This is a genomic window from uncultured Eubacterium sp. (assembly GCF_937958975.1).
Classification (GTDB): domain Bacteria; phylum Bacillota; class Clostridia; order Lachnospirales; family Lachnospiraceae; genus Eubacterium_G.
The window spans coordinates 14,822-31,339 of the sequence record NZ_CALGRE010000021.1; the positions used below are offsets into that span (position 1 = coordinate 14,822).

Annotated in this window: 12 protein-coding genes; 11 read left to right on the forward strand and 1 reads right to left on the reverse strand. The window is 34.4% G+C overall.

The window, feature by feature from the left end; all coding sequences use genetic code 11:
• Positions 1 to 149: 149 nt before the first annotated feature.
• The 8 genes from Q5O86_RS03485 to Q5O86_RS03520 all read left to right on the forward strand — a co-directional run bounded on the left by Q5O86_RS03485 (position 150) and on the right by Q5O86_RS03520 (position 11,436).
• Complete coding sequence (locus Q5O86_RS03485) at positions 150 to 644, forward strand: hypothetical protein (protein WP_302625761.1); 495 nt, start codon at positions 150 to 152, stop codon at positions 642 to 644.
• 167 nt (positions 645 to 811) lie between these two features.
• Positions 812 to 1,222 (forward strand): hypothetical protein, encoded by a 411-nt coding sequence (locus Q5O86_RS03490; RefSeq protein WP_302625762.1) that lies wholly within the window; start codon positions 812 to 814, stop codon positions 1,220 to 1,222.
• A gap of 110 nt (positions 1,223 to 1,332) precedes the next feature.
• The gene (locus Q5O86_RS03495) at positions 1,333 to 2,007 is read left to right on the forward strand and encodes a hypothetical protein (protein WP_302625763.1); all 675 of its coding nucleotides are present in this window, start codon (positions 1,333 to 1,335) and stop codon (positions 2,005 to 2,007) included.
• A 58-nt stretch (positions 2,008 to 2,065) separates the two neighbouring features.
• Positions 2,066 to 3,037: a HAMP domain-containing sensor histidine kinase gene (locus Q5O86_RS03500; protein ID WP_302625764.1), complete on the forward strand. Its 972-nt coding sequence runs from the start codon at positions 2,066 to 2,068 to the stop codon at positions 3,035 to 3,037.
• 243 nt (positions 3,038 to 3,280) lie between these two features.
• On the forward strand, positions 3,281 to 5,980 hold the full coding sequence (locus tag Q5O86_RS03505) for a glycosyl hydrolase family 18 protein (protein WP_302625765.1): 2,700 nt from the start codon (positions 3,281 to 3,283) through the stop codon (positions 5,978 to 5,980).
• 206 nt (positions 5,981 to 6,186) lie between these two features.
• Positions 6,187 to 6,954, forward strand: coding sequence for an ABC transporter ATP-binding protein (locus Q5O86_RS03510; protein WP_302625766.1), 768 nt, complete (start codon positions 6,187 to 6,189; stop codon positions 6,952 to 6,954).
• On the forward strand, positions 6,947 to 8,968 hold the full coding sequence (locus tag Q5O86_RS03515; protein ID WP_302625767.1) for an ABC transporter permease: 2,022 nt from the start codon (positions 6,947 to 6,949) through the stop codon (positions 8,966 to 8,968). The genes Q5O86_RS03510 and Q5O86_RS03515 overlap by 8 nt, the downstream gene beginning before the upstream one ends.
• 104 nt (positions 8,969 to 9,072) lie before the next feature.
• Positions 9,073 to 11,436, forward strand: coding sequence for a cation-translocating P-type ATPase (locus Q5O86_RS03520; protein WP_302625768.1), 2,364 nt, complete (start codon positions 9,073 to 9,075; stop codon positions 11,434 to 11,436).
• 48 nt (positions 11,437 to 11,484) lie between these two features.
• Here the strand turns inward: Q5O86_RS03520 and Q5O86_RS03525 are convergent, their stop codons facing one another.
• Positions 11,485 to 12,018: a TetR/AcrR family transcriptional regulator gene (locus tag Q5O86_RS03525; RefSeq protein ID WP_302625769.1), complete on the reverse strand. Its 534-nt coding sequence runs from the start codon at positions 12,016 to 12,018 to the stop codon at positions 11,485 to 11,487.
• Between the two features lie 196 nt (positions 12,019 to 12,214).
• Between Q5O86_RS03525 and Q5O86_RS03530 the strand changes: the two genes are divergently transcribed.
• From Q5O86_RS03530 to Q5O86_RS03540, 3 genes are all read left to right on the forward strand, one after another.
• Entirely contained in the window at positions 12,215 to 13,060 is an 846-nt protein-coding gene (locus tag Q5O86_RS03530; protein ID WP_302625770.1) for a DegV family protein, read from the forward strand.
• Positions 13,061 to 13,365: 305 nt separating this feature from the next.
• On the forward strand, positions 13,366 to 14,784 hold the full coding sequence (locus Q5O86_RS03535; protein ID WP_302625771.1) for an ABC transporter substrate-binding protein: 1,419 nt from the start codon (positions 13,366 to 13,368) through the stop codon (positions 14,782 to 14,784).
• 111 nt (positions 14,785 to 14,895) lie between these two features.
• Positions 14,896 to 15,816 (forward strand): carbohydrate ABC transporter permease, encoded by a 921-nt coding sequence (locus tag Q5O86_RS03540; RefSeq protein WP_302625772.1) that lies wholly within the window; start codon positions 14,896 to 14,898, stop codon positions 15,814 to 15,816.
• Positions 15,817 to 16,518: the final 702 nt, after the last annotated feature.

A 16,518-nucleotide genomic window follows, 5' to 3' on the forward strand; every position in this document is an offset into this window, starting at 1 on the left:
CCCTTTTTTATTTATGGAAAATACTTTGAGCAGGGAAAGACAGCTGTCCTATATTACTCCAGGTGGGGAAAACGGAAAAAACAGATGACAGAGTTATATCATATGCGTATAATGAAAGTGAATTGAAAACTTACAAGGAGGTATTTTTAATGAAAAGAGTATATATTTTATTTTTTATCTTATGTATTTTTATCACAGGGTGCAGTAATAAAGATGAATATAGCAATTGGGTTAAAGTGGATGTTCCAGATGTAGGTACATTGAAAATTCCAAGTGAGTGGAGATTTGAGGTTCAGGGAGATTACTGCATGTTAACGGACAAAGAAAGTGATGATATTAAATTTATAGGATATAATACGCAGGACTTTAATATGAAGAGAGATATTCAATTTAATATAAATAACTATGAGGTTTATTTAGAGAATCGCGATGATTCGGATTTTGGAGAAGTTTATGGGGGGTTATCAACCGGGGTCATTTATGGTAAGAAACCGATTACTATAAATGGAATAGAAAAAGAACAATACTTTATATATATGGGAACTGGCAGCCATGATAAAGATATGGAATTAATATCGGTGAACAAGGATGAATTTGATGATGAATTTATTGAAAAAATGGCTAAAGGCATGAATGAACCATAAAAAGTTTGTTTTGAATACAATATGCCGGATGCCTGTAATAATAAATGAATATAAATTAAAGGTTTTTTGAAGATACATATGATTTCAGATGTAGAGTATTATAAAGTGTTTTACTATACAGGAGATAAGGCAAATACCCAAAAGGAAAGAACAAGGAGAGTTTTGTTGTGAAAAAAACATTGTATGTTATGTTGCTTATGATATTACTAACTGCATGTGATTCTAAAGATAGTGAAATTTTAGAAGGGTATAATGCCTGTGAAGAATATTATAGTGATGGATTTCAAGACTATGTAGATTATTGTAAGTATTTTTATCGTGAAAGTGATGACGAAAAATTTAAACAAAGTGTACACTATTCAATTGTAACAAAAGAGAATATAGATGAAATAAAAAAATATTTTAGTGAGTTTCCCTACGAATATATGGAGGATTGCAGTAAATATGATTTTGAGATTAATGATATTAACGAGGGCGATTACTATTGTCTGAAAGAAAATTCAAGTGAGGAAAATTATAGTATATTTTTATTTGAAGTGAAGAATCATATATTGTATTATATACACTATAATGTTTAAATTATTAAAAAAATCATTAGGAGTGTTTAAAATATTCAAGGCACTGTTTTCTTTTATATACAGTGTCTTGTTTTTTAAAAAGAAACATTTATTTGAGGTGCGCTATGCTATTGAAGTGTTATTATGATGAATATGATGAAATTAGTTTATATATAGATGATAAAAAATTAGAAATTACCGAAAAATCAGGTCAGATAAGTATCAATGATATATCTAAAGGAAGTCATGTGATTAAAATTGAAAAGAATGAAAAAAATAGAAAAATATATAATTATATTTTCAGATGGATTTTCTCAATAATATTTTTTGTGTTTGATGGATTATTATTAAATATAGAAAATAAATGGTTGGTGTTTGTATCACCTATTAGGTTTGAATATAAATTATCTTTTTATCTACAAGATGACCAGCCGGAAATAGAATTTTTTATAAAAAAATCAAAATATAGTTCAATTCAGGAGAGCTTTACACTACCACAAATCGATGTAAAATTCCAAAATGTACAAATTGAAGAAGAGAGTATTGTAAATTATGCAGACGTCGGAAGCCTCAGTTGGGAATTAAATAAATATTTAAGTAAAATATTTGCAGGAATAATATATTTTTCTATATTGGTTATATTCATGGTAAGGCTAGCAATTTTAAATAATAATTTAATACTTGCTGTATTTTCATTGGGATTGGAAATAACGTTACTTTTAATTTTTAGTGGTATTTGTTTTTTTCAAATAAAGAAATATAATTGCGTAAAACATAAGGTAGAAAAATTAGCACAATCTAATTAAGTGTCATTTTATATTACATAAACCAGAATTAGAAAAGGTAATAATAATCGGAGAAAATATGTTTAGAAATTATGTGAGCGATAGAAAGAAAATAGTGTTTGCAGCTTTTTTGTGGACAGCAATTTTTATCATTGTTTTTATTTTGAGTGGTATTGATTTAAAATTTGTGTGGTACCCATTGCTGCTGGGAATGATTTTATTTGGATGTATATTTCTATATGACTATATAAAATATAGAAAAAAACGTAAAACACTTATCTGGGCGTTAAATAATATAGATATAACACTGGAAAACTTACCGGATACAGATAATAACATAGAAGATGATTATAGAAATCTTTTAGAAGAATTGTTAATTAAAAAGAATCAGGAGATAAATGATATTATTCGCTCTAAAAAAGAGACGACAGAATATGTTACGCTGTGGTCTCATCAGATTAAGACACCACTGACTGCATTGCAGCTGCTGGCAGGTGAACTGGAAGAAGAAAACAGAAAAGAAATTCTGAATCGACTTTTTGAGATAGAACAGTACCAGGATATGATGCTGCAATATTTGAGGCTGGAGAGTGATGGCAACGATTATATTTTATCCGGATATAATATTAGAGATATGGTAAATCAGGCGGTAAAATATTTTGCAAGGATATTTATTTCTAAAGGAATTGCTATTAAAATAGATATTCCAGAGGGGGCAAGGGTTATTACGGATGAAAAGTGGTTTGTATTTGTATTGAAACAGTTGATATCAAATGCGTTGAAATATACAAAACAGGGCAGCATAAATATAACATTAAATAATAAACAGCTTATTATAGAAGATACAGGTATCGGAATTGTTCCGGAGGATTTGCCGAGAATATTTGAAAGGGGATATACCGGGTATAATGGACGGAAAGATAAAAAAGCAACAGGGCTGGGACTGTATTTAACAAAGCAAATTTTAACACCGTTGAATCATAATATAGAAGTAAGTTCAAAAAAAGGGGAAGGTACAAGGGTTAGTATAAACTTGGAAAATAAAAAATAAGTACAAAAAAATATAACAAAAGTTGTAAAGAAATAATATGATTGTTATAATAGCAGTATTGGATACGGAAAGAAAAAATAAAAGCGAAAATAATAAGAATTATTATATGAATTTGTCATAAATATGAATTTTGATAGTTGTATTTTATGCAGGAATATGACTATTAGAATATATATACTTTGGAATTTAAAATGAGAGGGGGGATACTCGTTTTTATATTCCAAGAAGGAAGGAGAAGTCATTATGACAAAAAAATTTAGAAAGATAAAAAAATCTTTCGCACAACTTATGGTACTTGTGCTCATGACAACAATGTTATCTGTTCATGGAGGATTCACAAGTAAGCAGGCAAATGTGGCATATGCGGCGGCCGCATGGAGCAGTAGCACAGTATATACCGGCGGTGAAGAGGTCGAGTATAATGGGGCTACTTACAAGGCAAAATGGTGGACACAGGGAGATGAACCGGATAAAGGAGGACCTTGGGAATTGGTATCCGGGGGTACCGGAGGTACGGGTGGAGATTCCGAAAACCCGGGTGGAACTATAACAGGAGGAAAACCGACGGTTCAATTGAATCCGCAGGTTGGAACAAATATACACGGAGTAACGCTTCCATCTACATATTATAATAAAAAAGTAGTTGGATATTTTCCGAGTTATGCAATTGGTTCTGATGCACATCGGCATTTTAATATTGCAGATTTGCAGTGGGATAAATTGACACATGTTCAGTATGCATTTGGTATTGTTAACAAAGAAACATGCGAGATTGAAGTCGGTGACCCGGAAAATGATATCAACAATAAATTTGAGGATACAAAGTTTGTACATGATGGACAAGTGATTGAGATGGATAAATCACTTGGTTATTATGGACAGTTCAATATCATGCATACGCTCAAAAAAATGCATCCGAATGTAACGGTACTTATTTCTACAGGAGGATGGGGTGCATCTGAGGGACTCTGGTATGCTACACAAAACGAAGCATCTATGAGAAAATTTAGTGCATCGGCAGTGAAGTTCATTAGAAAATATGGATTTGACGGTATTGATATTGACTTTGAATTTCCATCAGAGACAGCTCAGTCCGGAAATTATACAAGCTTTATCGAGTCAATCAGACCGGGCATTTCCAATAGATATGCTCAGTTTATCAAAATTTTGAGTGAGGATATAGCCAAAGCATCCAAGGAAGATGGAAAATATTATTGGTTAACATCAGCGGTATCTGCATCTTCCTGGGTACTTGGAGGACAGACAAATTCAGATTTCTTAGATTATCTTGATTTTGTTTCTATCATGTCTTATGACTTTCATGGCGGATGGAATAACCATGTAGAAAATCAGGCAAATATTTATCCGGACCCGGCAGATACAGAGACTATACCACTTGCAGTAAAAACAATGGGATTTGATTGGTCTTATAAATTTTATCGGGGTAAAGTGCAGTCTGAAAAACTACTTATGGGTGTTCCATATTACACAAGAGGGTGGACAAATGTGTCAGGTGGTACGAATGGACTTCACGGTTCTTCCGGTTCACCTCTTACAAATAACACAGATAATCTGAATTTATGGTGTGACCTTGATGACAATGGAAAAGAAGTAGCGGCGGGAGCCAATCCACTATGGCACGTTATGAATTTAATGAATAAAAATTCCAATTATAAACGCTACTGGGATGATGTTGGAAAAGTACCTCATATCTGGAATGCAACAAACAATACATTCCTAACATTCGAGGATACACAGTCTGTACAGGAAAGAATTAATTATGTTAATAACAATAATTTAGGTGGTGTTCTTATTTGGGTTATGCATGGTGATTACGACTATGATGAACAAAAACAGGAATATGTTATAGGTGATACGCTTACAAGTATGTTCCATGACCAGTTTAAAGCTGCCGGGGCTTCTAAAGTTACATCAGATATTGATTATACAAATGATGTATTAGATTTTAGCGTCGATTTTGGCGGCAAATATGACCATCCAAATTATACATATTCTATTAAAGTGAAAAATAATTCAGACCAGACAATACCGGCAGGATTTAATTTCAGCTTCTACTTACCAAAGTCAAGTCTGTTTACAAGTGGATGGGGAGGAACTTCAACTACAAAGGATGTAGGAAGCTTTACAGAAGTAACACTGACGTCCGGCAGTGCTCTCGGAAAAGGTGAAACGGTAGAATTTACAGGCATGATGAAATGTTGTTTCTCGGCTGCAAAGAATTTTAAAATAAATGGCTTATCAATGCTTAGCGAAGTTAACAATGAAATATCAAGGTTAAACCGTTCCTATATCACTGAGAAAAATGGAGGAACATCTGAACCCGAGAAACCAACAGAAAAGCCAACGGAGAAACCGACAGAAAAACCAACAGAAAAGCCAACAGAAAAACCGACAGAGGAGCCTACTACATCAGAGGTAACAAAAAAAGTGGAAGCGTCAGTAGCAGGATATCAGATTAGTACCACAAAAGAGGGTTATAGGGTCGCCTATAATATAGATGATAATAACAATGAGACAGTTAAAGTTGGATTGATTTATGGTGTATCAAAGAAAGCATCTGTAAATGATATGGTTGTAAATAGTAATAATTCATATGTTTACGATTATGCAGCAACACCGGCTGGAAAACTATCACAGAGTGGAAGTATTTCGCAGTATGTTATGACTATGACCTTTGTGAAGAATAAAGAATTTTATACAGAGCCACTTTATGTCAGAGCATATGCACAACTGAAAGATGGTTCATATGTATATAGTGATGTGGAGTCATTTAATGTATATGATATTGCAGATACGCTTTATCAGGACAATAAAATGAATAATGAAGCAGGTTATTCATATCTGTATAACAATATTTTGAAGGTTTCAAATCCTTCTTATGTAGAAAAATCATTTGAGTATAAAAATATTATTGTGAAATAATAAAAAAGAAAAATATAATCCCCAAGATACCTTCAGGTCATAATACCTGAAGGTATTCTATTGTCAATGAAAACTTACAAAATTGTAAGGTTTTCATCAAAATTGTAAGGTGAAGTTAAGGCAAATATATTGCTCCCCATGTATACTAGAGGCATAAACAAAATAAATTTGCAAATTTTTATAAATAATCTAGGAGGTATTCCACAATGGAATTATTACAGGTAAATAATTTAAAAAAAGTATACACAACCAGATTTGGTGGCAATAAGGTGGAGGCTTTGAAAAATATTAATTTTTCAGTAGAAAAGGGAGAGTATGTAGCTATTATGGGAGAGTCGGGCTCAGGAAAGACAACACTTCTCAATATTTTAGCAGCAGTAGACAGACCGACAGCAGGAGAGATATATCTAAACGGCAGTGATACCACAGCCATTAAAGAGGATATGTTGGCGAAGTTTCGAAGAGAGCATTTAGGATTTGTTTTTCAGGATTTTAATTTGTTAGATACATTTTCATTAGAGGATAACATCTATCTTCCACTTGTCTTGGCAGGAAAAGGATATAAAGAAATGAGAACCCTGTTGGAAGACATTGCCTTAAGGCTTGGAATCAAAGAAATTTTAAAAAAATATCCATATGAGGTATCAGGGGGACAGAAGCAGCGTGTTGCTGTAGCAAGGGCAATTATTACGCAGCCGGATATTTTGTTGGCAGATGAGCCAACCGGTGCATTGGATTCCAAATCATCTGGAGATTTATTAAGTGTTTTTGACAATCTTCATGACGAGGGACAGACAATATTAATGGTTACACATAGTGTCAGAGCGGCATCTAATGCGGGAAGAGTATTGTTTATAAAAGATGGTGAAATATTTCATCAGATATATCGGGCAAATATGTCCAATGATGAAATGTATAGAAAAATATCAGACACATTAACAGTGTTATTAGCAGGTGGTGATATACATGACTAGGGGATTATATAGAAGATTAGCATTTCAGAATATAAAGAAAAATAAAAATACTTTTATTCCATTTTCGATTTCAGCCATAGCAATTATCGCTTTATTTTATATGCTATACAGTGTCCATGTACAGGCAGACGATACGTTATTTCCTGGGGCAGGTACAATGAGGACCATTTTAAGTCTGGGTATAGGTGTTTGTGGAATTTTTTCAGTATTTGTTCTTATATATACAAATGGTTTTTTAATGAAGAGAAGAAGTCGGGAGTTTGGATTATACAGTTTGCTTGGTATGGAAAAGAGGCATATTTCTAAAATAGTATTTTGGGAAATTACAATTATCGGAACAATTTGTATCGGTGGGGGAATATTAATTGGAGTTGTTTTGTCAAGATTAATGTATATGGTGTTATTAAACTTACTTCAATTACAGACAAACTTTACCTTTGGGATTCCTAAAGAGGCAGTTATATTTACAATTATTGTTTTTATAGGTATATTTGTCGCAATTATTCTTTTAAATATGTTTAGGATACGCCGCTTGAAGCCGGTAGAATTAATAAGAAATGAACATGTGGGTGAAAAAGAACCAAAAGCAAAATGGCTATTGACAATTGCAGGTCTTGTTTTGCTAGGGGTTGGTTATTATATGGCGCTTACAACAAAAAATCCGATAACAGCGTTAAGTTCGTTTTTTGTGGCAGTATTATGTGTTATCGTGGGAACATATTTTGTATTTTTAAGTGTCAGCATTTCGTTGTTAAAGATATTAAAAAAGAAGAAAAAGTTTTATTATCACAAAAAACATTTTATCACTGTTTCAGGAATGATGTATCGAATGAAACAGAATGCAGTGGGACTTGCAAATATATGTATTCTCAGTACATGTGTATTAGTTGTTCTATCGTCCACGGTATCTTTGTATGTGGGCATGGAGGATGTACTGAGGACAAGATTTCCAAAAGATGTAGACACCTCATATATATTTGAGGAAATTGGTGATGATGATGAGTATTTGAAGCACCATCATTATGATTATTCCGTGTTAAAACCGGCATTAGAAAAACGTGCAGAAAAATACAATGTCAAAATACAGGATGTGGAGACTTATTATAATTTCTATAACGTAGGAGAATTTTCTGAGAATAAGTTTATACCGGGTTATCAGGGAACAGGTCAGGCAATAACAGCACTTTCTGTTAGGTGTTTAGAAGATGTTCGAAGTAAATTAGATGACAATATTCAATTGGAGAAACATGAAATTATCGTATATACGACGAAAGAAAATGAAATTACATCAGATATAATTAATATTGCAGGAAATGACTACAAAATAAAGAAGAAATTGAGCAGGTTACCGGAGAAAGAAAGCTTTTCAGAGGTGTATGAGCAGTTCTATGTTATTGTTGCAGACATGGATTGTATGCGGGATATCAGAAACAATATGAATAAAGATTTAACAAACGGTGGAGAAAATAATATTCATTTTAATTATAGATTCAATTTAGAAGGAGAATTTGCTGATAAAGAAAAGTTTTGCACAAACTTACGGGATGAAATTGATAAAACCCAAATTGCACATATAGATATTGTCGGAGATATTTTTACAAGCAGACAGAGTTTCTTTGGGCTGTATGGAAGTATTCTGTTTATTGGTATTTTTATTGGGGCAATGTTTTTGATTACTACAGTTATGATTATTTATTATAAGCAGGTATCCGAAGGTTATGATGACAGACAGAGATTTGAGATTATGAAGAAAGTGGGAATGAGTGATGACGAGTCGAAGGCAGTAATTAAAAACCAGATTTTACTTGTATTTTTCCTGCCAATATTGTTAGCGATTGTCCATATATGTTTTGCGTTTGAAATCATAAGGAAAATACTTGTTATGTTTAATTTCACAAACGTGAGTCTATACATTATATGTACAATTATGACAGTTTTCGTATTCTTCGTTGTATATGGAATCGTATATACACTTACAGCAAAAGCTTATTATAAAATTACGAAATCAAAGTAGTAAATGTTTTTTTCTATTTCATAGAATGTTTACAAAATAAGGATATGATAAAAAAAGATTGTTATAATGTAAACATAGGATAGTGGAATAGACGAGGGGTACCAATGAACATACATGAGACGGATTATAAAACAGGATTAAATCAGAAACAGGTAGAAGAGAGAATTGAAAAAGGTCTTGTAAATAAGGCTGTAGATTCGGTGGCGAAGACCACAAGGGAAATTGTTTTAGAAAATACATTCACATATTTTAATATGATATTTATTTTCCTTGCTGTTTTAGTCTGTATTGCAGGGTCTTTTAGAAGTCTCACATTTCTTCCTGTCGTAATTGGAAATACTTTGATTGGAATATATCAGGAAATCCGTGCCAGAAATGTTCTCGAAAAAATGAGTATTTTAAATGCCCCCAGTACGATAGTAGTAAGAGATGGTCAGGAGAAAGAAGTAAACTCAGAGAGCCTTGTAGCAGATGATATTGTTATTTTTCGTGGCGGAGAACAAATTCCGGCGGATGCAGTTGTAGTAAAAGGTGAGATATCTGTAAATGAATCCCTTCTTACCGGTGAATCTGATGAATTGACAAAGACGCCGGGAATGCATTTGCTCTCAGGGAGCTTTATTGTCTCGGGTGAGTGCTATGCAAGGCTAGAGAAAGTCGGGGAGGATTCCTATATATCCAGGCTCACTTTAGAGGCAAAAAAAATGGGCAGTGGAGAGCAGTCGGAGATGATTCGCTCGATTAATAAGCTGGTCAAATGGGTTGGTATTGCAATTATACCTGTGGGAATTATTTTGTTTGTACAGAGCTATGTATTCAACGATGAAGGTTTCAGGCAGAGTATTGTGTCAATGGTTGCGGCAGTAATCGGAATGATACCGGAGGGATTATACTTATTGACGACAGTTGCGCTGGCAGTGAGTACCATCAGACTGGCAAAACAAAAGGTGCTTCTGCATGATATGAAGAGTATCGAGACATTAGCGCGAGTAGATGTCTTGTGTGTAGACAAGACGGGAACGATTACTGAAAATAAAATGACTGTAAATGAGTTAATAGAGGCAGAGGATATTCCGGAAGGTGAAAGCAAAAATCTTGAAACACTTTTATCTGATTTTGCAGCAAATATGACTTCGGATAATATTACAATGGAGGCAATTCAGGAGCGGTTCACAGAAGTGAGTGGAAGAGTTGCAGTAAATAAGACCTCATTTTCTTCTAAGGTAAAATATTGCAGTGTCACATATTCTGATGGGGCGTTTGTGCTGGGAGCGCCGGAAATGATACTGAGAGACGATTATCAATATTACGAAGAAAGTATTGGGGAATATACCAAAAAAGGTTATCGTGTCATTGCTTTTGGAAAATATTTAGGGACTGTGGATGGAAAGCCGCTCACTGAAAAAGTGATACCATATGGATTCATCACTCTATCAAATGCTGTCCGTGAAAAAGCACCTGATACTTTTAAATATTTTGAGAAGCAGGGAGTAGATGTTAAGGTAATATCGGGAGACAATCCGGAGACTGTATCAGAAGTTGCGAGACAGGCAATGATAAGTGGAGCAGAAAATTTTGTAGATGCCACATCTCTGGCAACAGATGCTGATATAGAAAGCGCTGTAAACACATATACAGTTTTTGGGCGGGTGACTCCAAAACAGAAACAAAAGATTGTCAATGCACTACAGGAACAGGGACATACCGTTGCCATGACCGGTGATGGTGTCAATGACATTCTGGCAATGAAAGATGCCGATTGCAGTGTTGCTATGGCATCCGGAAGTGAGGCGACGGCACAGGCATCGCAAGTAGTATTATTAGAGTCAGATTTTTCGTGCATGCCTTCAGTTGTTTTAGAAGGCAGACGTGTAGTGAATAACATACAGCGCTCGGCAAGTCTGTTTTTGGTAAAGAATATTTTTTCATTCTTATTATCCATTTTTGCGGCAGTTTTTATGATAACGTATCCGCTAGAGCCATCACAGATATCTCTGATTAGTGGTTTTACAATTGGAATCCCTGCATTTTTCCTAGCCATGGAGCCAAACAAAAGCCGGATAAAAGGTAAGTTTATTATTAATGTATTTTTAAGAGCATTACCGGCAGGTCTTACAGATGTTATTGCGGTGGGAGCGATTGTTTTATGCGGAAGGGCATTTGGACTTTCATCGGGGGATGTTGCTACAGCAGCTACAATGCTTTTAGCAATTATAGGATTTATGATTTTATTTAAAATCAGCGAGCCGTTGAACCGCTTTCGGGTTTTAGTTCTAATAGGAAGCATTGTTGGTCTTCTTGTATGTGGAATATTCCTCAAGGATGTATTTGCATTAAAGGGAATGTCCAGCAGCTGTGTATTATTGTTTGTAATGTTCTCTTTCGCATCGGAATCTATGTTCCGTTGGTTGACATTATCTGTAAAGAAAATGAAAAGATTTAAAACGATAGAAAGAATTGTAAAATAAATAACACACATGTTTCGAAACAAAAAAATGTACCGGAACATGTGTGTTTTATTTTATTAAGGATAATATGATATGAACGATTTCATCTAACGGTTCTTTTTTTCCGGATTCTTCCCATTTTAGAAATGTGTTTAGTAATGCGCCGGAATAAAAATACAATTCATAAATGGAACCGGTATATTCCGGGTAAACATAGGTTAACATAAATTCGTTTAGTGCTTCGACAATAATATCATACTGTCTTGCTTTGGATAGTGTAAGTAAAAAATCAGAATAATTGTCAAAAAATAAAATAGCCTCTTTAATATGTTGGTAGTCCTGAAAATCCTTCATAGTAAATTTTCCGTCACATTTTTCCAGATATCCTGAAATAATTTCACCCATATAATCTTTAATTACATCTTTTTTTGAGTGATAATATTTATAAAAGGTCATTCGCGAAACACCGGCTTTTTTTACGATATCAGATATAGTAATATGTTCAAAGTCTTTGGTTTTCACCAATGAAATAATTGCTTCCCCGATACATTGTCTTGTAAAGCGGTTTCTCTGTGTGAAATTGTAAAATGGTATATATTTCATAAGTCTCCATTCTTATGCCGGGTTTTACGGCTTATATATTAATAAGTTTACACAATGCATTGTTTTGTAAATTGTATCATATTATAACAGAGTATACAATAACAAGTAGTAATAAAAACTACATGCAAGAGAAAAGTCTAATTATAAATTTTAGAAAAATGTATAAACTTGGTGATAGAAGTATTAGGAGGCAAAAATGAAATTTGGAATAATTGTGGATTCAGGGTGTGATTTAAAAGTTTTAAAGGGAAGCAAACAGTCTGATATATATTATGAAAGAGTGCCACTTACTTTGAGGGTTGGCGAGAAAGAGTTTGTAGATAATAATGAGTTAGATGTTTCTGGATTTATGACAGAAATGAAAGCGTATAGCGGTGCTACAAGCAGTGCAGCGCCCTCCCCGATGAATTGGTATAATGCGTTTATGTCAGCGGATGAAGTTTTTGCTATAACAATTACCAGTGAACTTTCGGGGAGTTACAATAGCGCTATGACTGCTAAAAAAATGGTTCTCGAAAAAAATCAGGATAAAAAAATATATATAATTGATTCAAAGTCGGCCGGGCCGGGACTTGCGATACTTGCAGAAAAATTGCAGGAATTAATATCTGAGGGGCATTCTTTTGAGGAGATAAAAGAGCAGATAGAAGCTTATAAAAAGAGAACAAAATTACTATTTATTTTGGAGTCTTTAGATAATCTTATTAAAAATGGAAGAGTCAGCAGACTTCAGGGAAGCATGGCCGGAATACTTGGAATAAAAATATTGTGTTGTGCAAGTGAAAAGGGAACAATAGAAATTTTAAAGAAGTGTCGTGGAAAACTCACAGTTTATGATAAAATGTTTCATGAAATGGAAGAAAACGCATACAAGGGGGGGAAAATTATTATAAGTCATTGTTTTAATAATGAAAAAGTACAATACATTGAAAAAACAATAAAAGAAAAATTTCCACAATCTCAGATAGAAATCATGCCGACAGGAGGCTTGTGCAGTTATTATGCAGAGCAGGGAGGCATAATAGTAGCATTTGAAAGTTAATAATATTTTTTTAACAAAGATACCTAAAGTAAGATTTAGGTATCTTTTGTGCATTATGCACAATTTTGTAAACGTTTTTATTAAAAAACAGTAATATTTATTTGTTAAATTTATTTTTAATGGTAATATTGACATATAAATCCATAAATGTTATCATAAGTTTAACGTTAAACGCATAAACTAAACTAACAATTCAAAGAAAGTGCCTTATTTTAAAGGGAAAATTGTTAAAAAATGTCTTAGAGAAAGACGTGTGTGTAGTTGAACGATAAACTAAACCAAACAATCAGATGGGAGGATAAGAGATGAGAAAGAAAAGATTATTGAGTTTAGCACTTGTAGCAGCTCTCTCAGTTACTATGCTTGCAGGATGTGGCAGCAGTGGAAGCAAAGAAAAGTCTGAGGAAAAAGGTAAGACTACAATTACATTAGGTATCTGGCCGGGAGATGATTTGGCAGAAAATATTCCTATGTTTGAAGGATACCAAAAGACAATGAAGGAGACACATCCTGATATTGTTGTAGAACCAGCGCCTTATACATATGCTACAGATACTTTTGTATCCATGGCACAGTCAGGTAACTGCCCAACAATTTTCGAGTCATGGTTTACAGAACCACAGAAGTTAATTAAACAGGGTCTTATTGCTGACGTTACAGATGAATTACAGAAGCGTGGCTGGCTTGATAAGATGAGTGAGGACGTTAAGAAAATTTTGTCTGACAAAGACGGAAAAGTTTACGGTGTTCCTAGAGACGCTTATGCATTAGGTCTTATGTGTAATGTTGATTTGTTTAAAAAAGCAGGCTTAGTAGATGAAAAGGGAGTTCCAAAATTCCCTAAGACAATGGACGAATTGGCACAGACAGCAAAAACAATCAAAGATAAGACAGGTGCTGCAGGCCTTTGCTTACTTGCAAAAGACAATTCGGGCGGATGGCATTTCTCAAACATTGCTTGGAACTTTGGCGCAAATTTAGTTACAGACAATGGTGATGGAACATATACAGCAAATCTTAACTCAAAAGAAGCTGTAGACGCTATGAAATGGGTTTATGATTTGAAATGGAAATATGATGTTTTAACAGCTGACCCGACAGCAGAAGATTGGGGAACAGGTTTCCAGCAGTTAGGAACAGGCGGAGCAGCTATGTATATTGCAGCAAATGATGCTGTTGCACAGCCAACACAGACAAATGGGCTTGATGTTAAGAAATTAGCATTATGTGCAATACCGGCAGGTCCTGGCGGACAGTATTCATTAACAGGTGGTGTGCCATATATGTTCTCAAAAGATGCTACACCGGAAGAAATAAGCGCAGCATTTGACTTCCTTGAGACAATGGGTAAGACACCGGAAGCAAATGAAACTACTATCAAAGGAATGCAGGCAGATGCAGCAAACCGCGTAAGCAACGGTGTTCCTGTTATTCATACATTCCCATGCTGGACAAATCAGGAATATATCGATGCAGATAATAAGGTAGTATCTGAATATTCAAACGTAGATGAGGCAATGTTCCAGTCATTCTTTGACGCTGTTAACACAGAAGGAAACCCTAGAGCAGAAGAAGCAGGTGATACACAGGAAATGTACGCACAGCTTACAAATGTTCTTCAGGCAGTTTTAACAAACAAAGATGCTAACATTCAGGAACTTATGGATACGGCAAATTCAAACTACCAGACAACATTAGACAGCGAATTTACAAAGAGCGAATAATGAAACTGATTGAGCAGGTGAACAGACTGTTCACCTGCTCTTACTAAAATAGAACGAAGGGCGTACCCCGTCCCGTAATCATCATTGACTTGTTTTTAGGAGGGGTTGGAATTGAGCACAAAAAGAAATAATAAAAAGGGTTATGTGGTTTCCACGAAGAAAAATAAATTTGGTAAATCCGATTTAATGGGTTGGCTGATAATGGTGCCGACGCTTATTCTCTTCACATTCTTTGTGTGGGAACCGTTGTTAGAAAGTATAAGATTGTCACTTTATTCTGCAAAGGGTGTAGAGTTGCAGGAATTTATAGGATTAAAGAATTACATAGAAGTATTTAATGATGTAAGCTTTAAGGCGGCATTTACAAATACATTTAAGTACATAGGATGGTCGTTAATCATCGGATTTGTTGTACCAATAATTTTGGCAGTGTTCATCAGCGAGACAGTGAGAGGAAAAAGCTTTTTCCGGTTTGCTGTATATTTCCCGAATATGATTCCGGGAATGGCAGTATCACTTTTGTGGGTTTACTTTTTCAAACCCGGTCCAACTGGTGTTTTAAATATATTATTAGGAAAGTGTGGAATTGAACCAAGTGTCTGGCTTAACAATGCGGCGCTGGTTATCCCATTAATTGTAATAGCGTTAACTTGGAAAGGAGCAGGTTCTAGCTCTCTTATCTATATGGCGGGTATCAGTGGAATCAATCCGGAATATTATGAAGCGGCAGCCATTGATGGAGCAGGTATTTGGAGAAGAATTTATCATATCACAATTCCTTGTATTTTAAATCTTGGAAGAACAATGCTGATTCTTCAGGTAATATCAGTATTCCAGATTTTATACGAACCGTTGGTGTTGACAAATGGTGGACCGAACAATGCAAGTTTGTCAATCATGCTTCTTGTATATAAATATGCATTTACAAAGTATGATTATCCAAACGCAGCGGCACTTTCCGTTATTATTTGTATAGTTCTTATTTTGTTAAGTGGATTGTATATGAAACTTACGAAATCAAAAGATGAATAGGAGGTGCGGTAATGTTTTTTAATAAATATAAGGACAAAACAGACGGAGCCATAAGAGGCTTTGATGTAAAGTCAAAAAGAGTAAAAATTATCTGCCTTCTTATTGTTTTAGTTTGTTTAATATTTGCAGTAATTGCGATATACCCGGCATTCTGGGTAATGGTATCAGGTTTTAAAAATATTCAGGAATTTACAACAGAGGCAACATTGCTTCCAAAAGTGTTTGACTTTGAGGGATTCAAAGAAACCTGGGCAAAGTTAGAGTTTGCAAAATATTATAAAAATTCATTTATTATGGTGATAGGATGTGTCATATGCGCAATTTTCTTTAATGGTTTATTGGCATATGGATTGGCAATTTTGAAACCAAAGGGACACAAAATTATAAATGGACTTGTAATGTGGAGCCTTTTGATACCGACAACAACAAGTATTGTTGCATTGTTTGTAAACATTAATAAACTTGGACTCAACAATTCATTTATACCTCTTTGGCTGGCATATGGAGCCAATGCCTTTTGGGTAGTCCTGTTTAAGGAGTTTTTTGAAGGACTCCCCAAAGAATTGATAGAGGCGGCGAAGATAGATGGATGTAATATATTCCAAATCTTTTATAAGATAGTTTTACCATTATCAAAGCCGATTATTATGGTAATCATAATATTCTCAGTAACAAGATCGGAAGAGCACACGTCAGAACTCC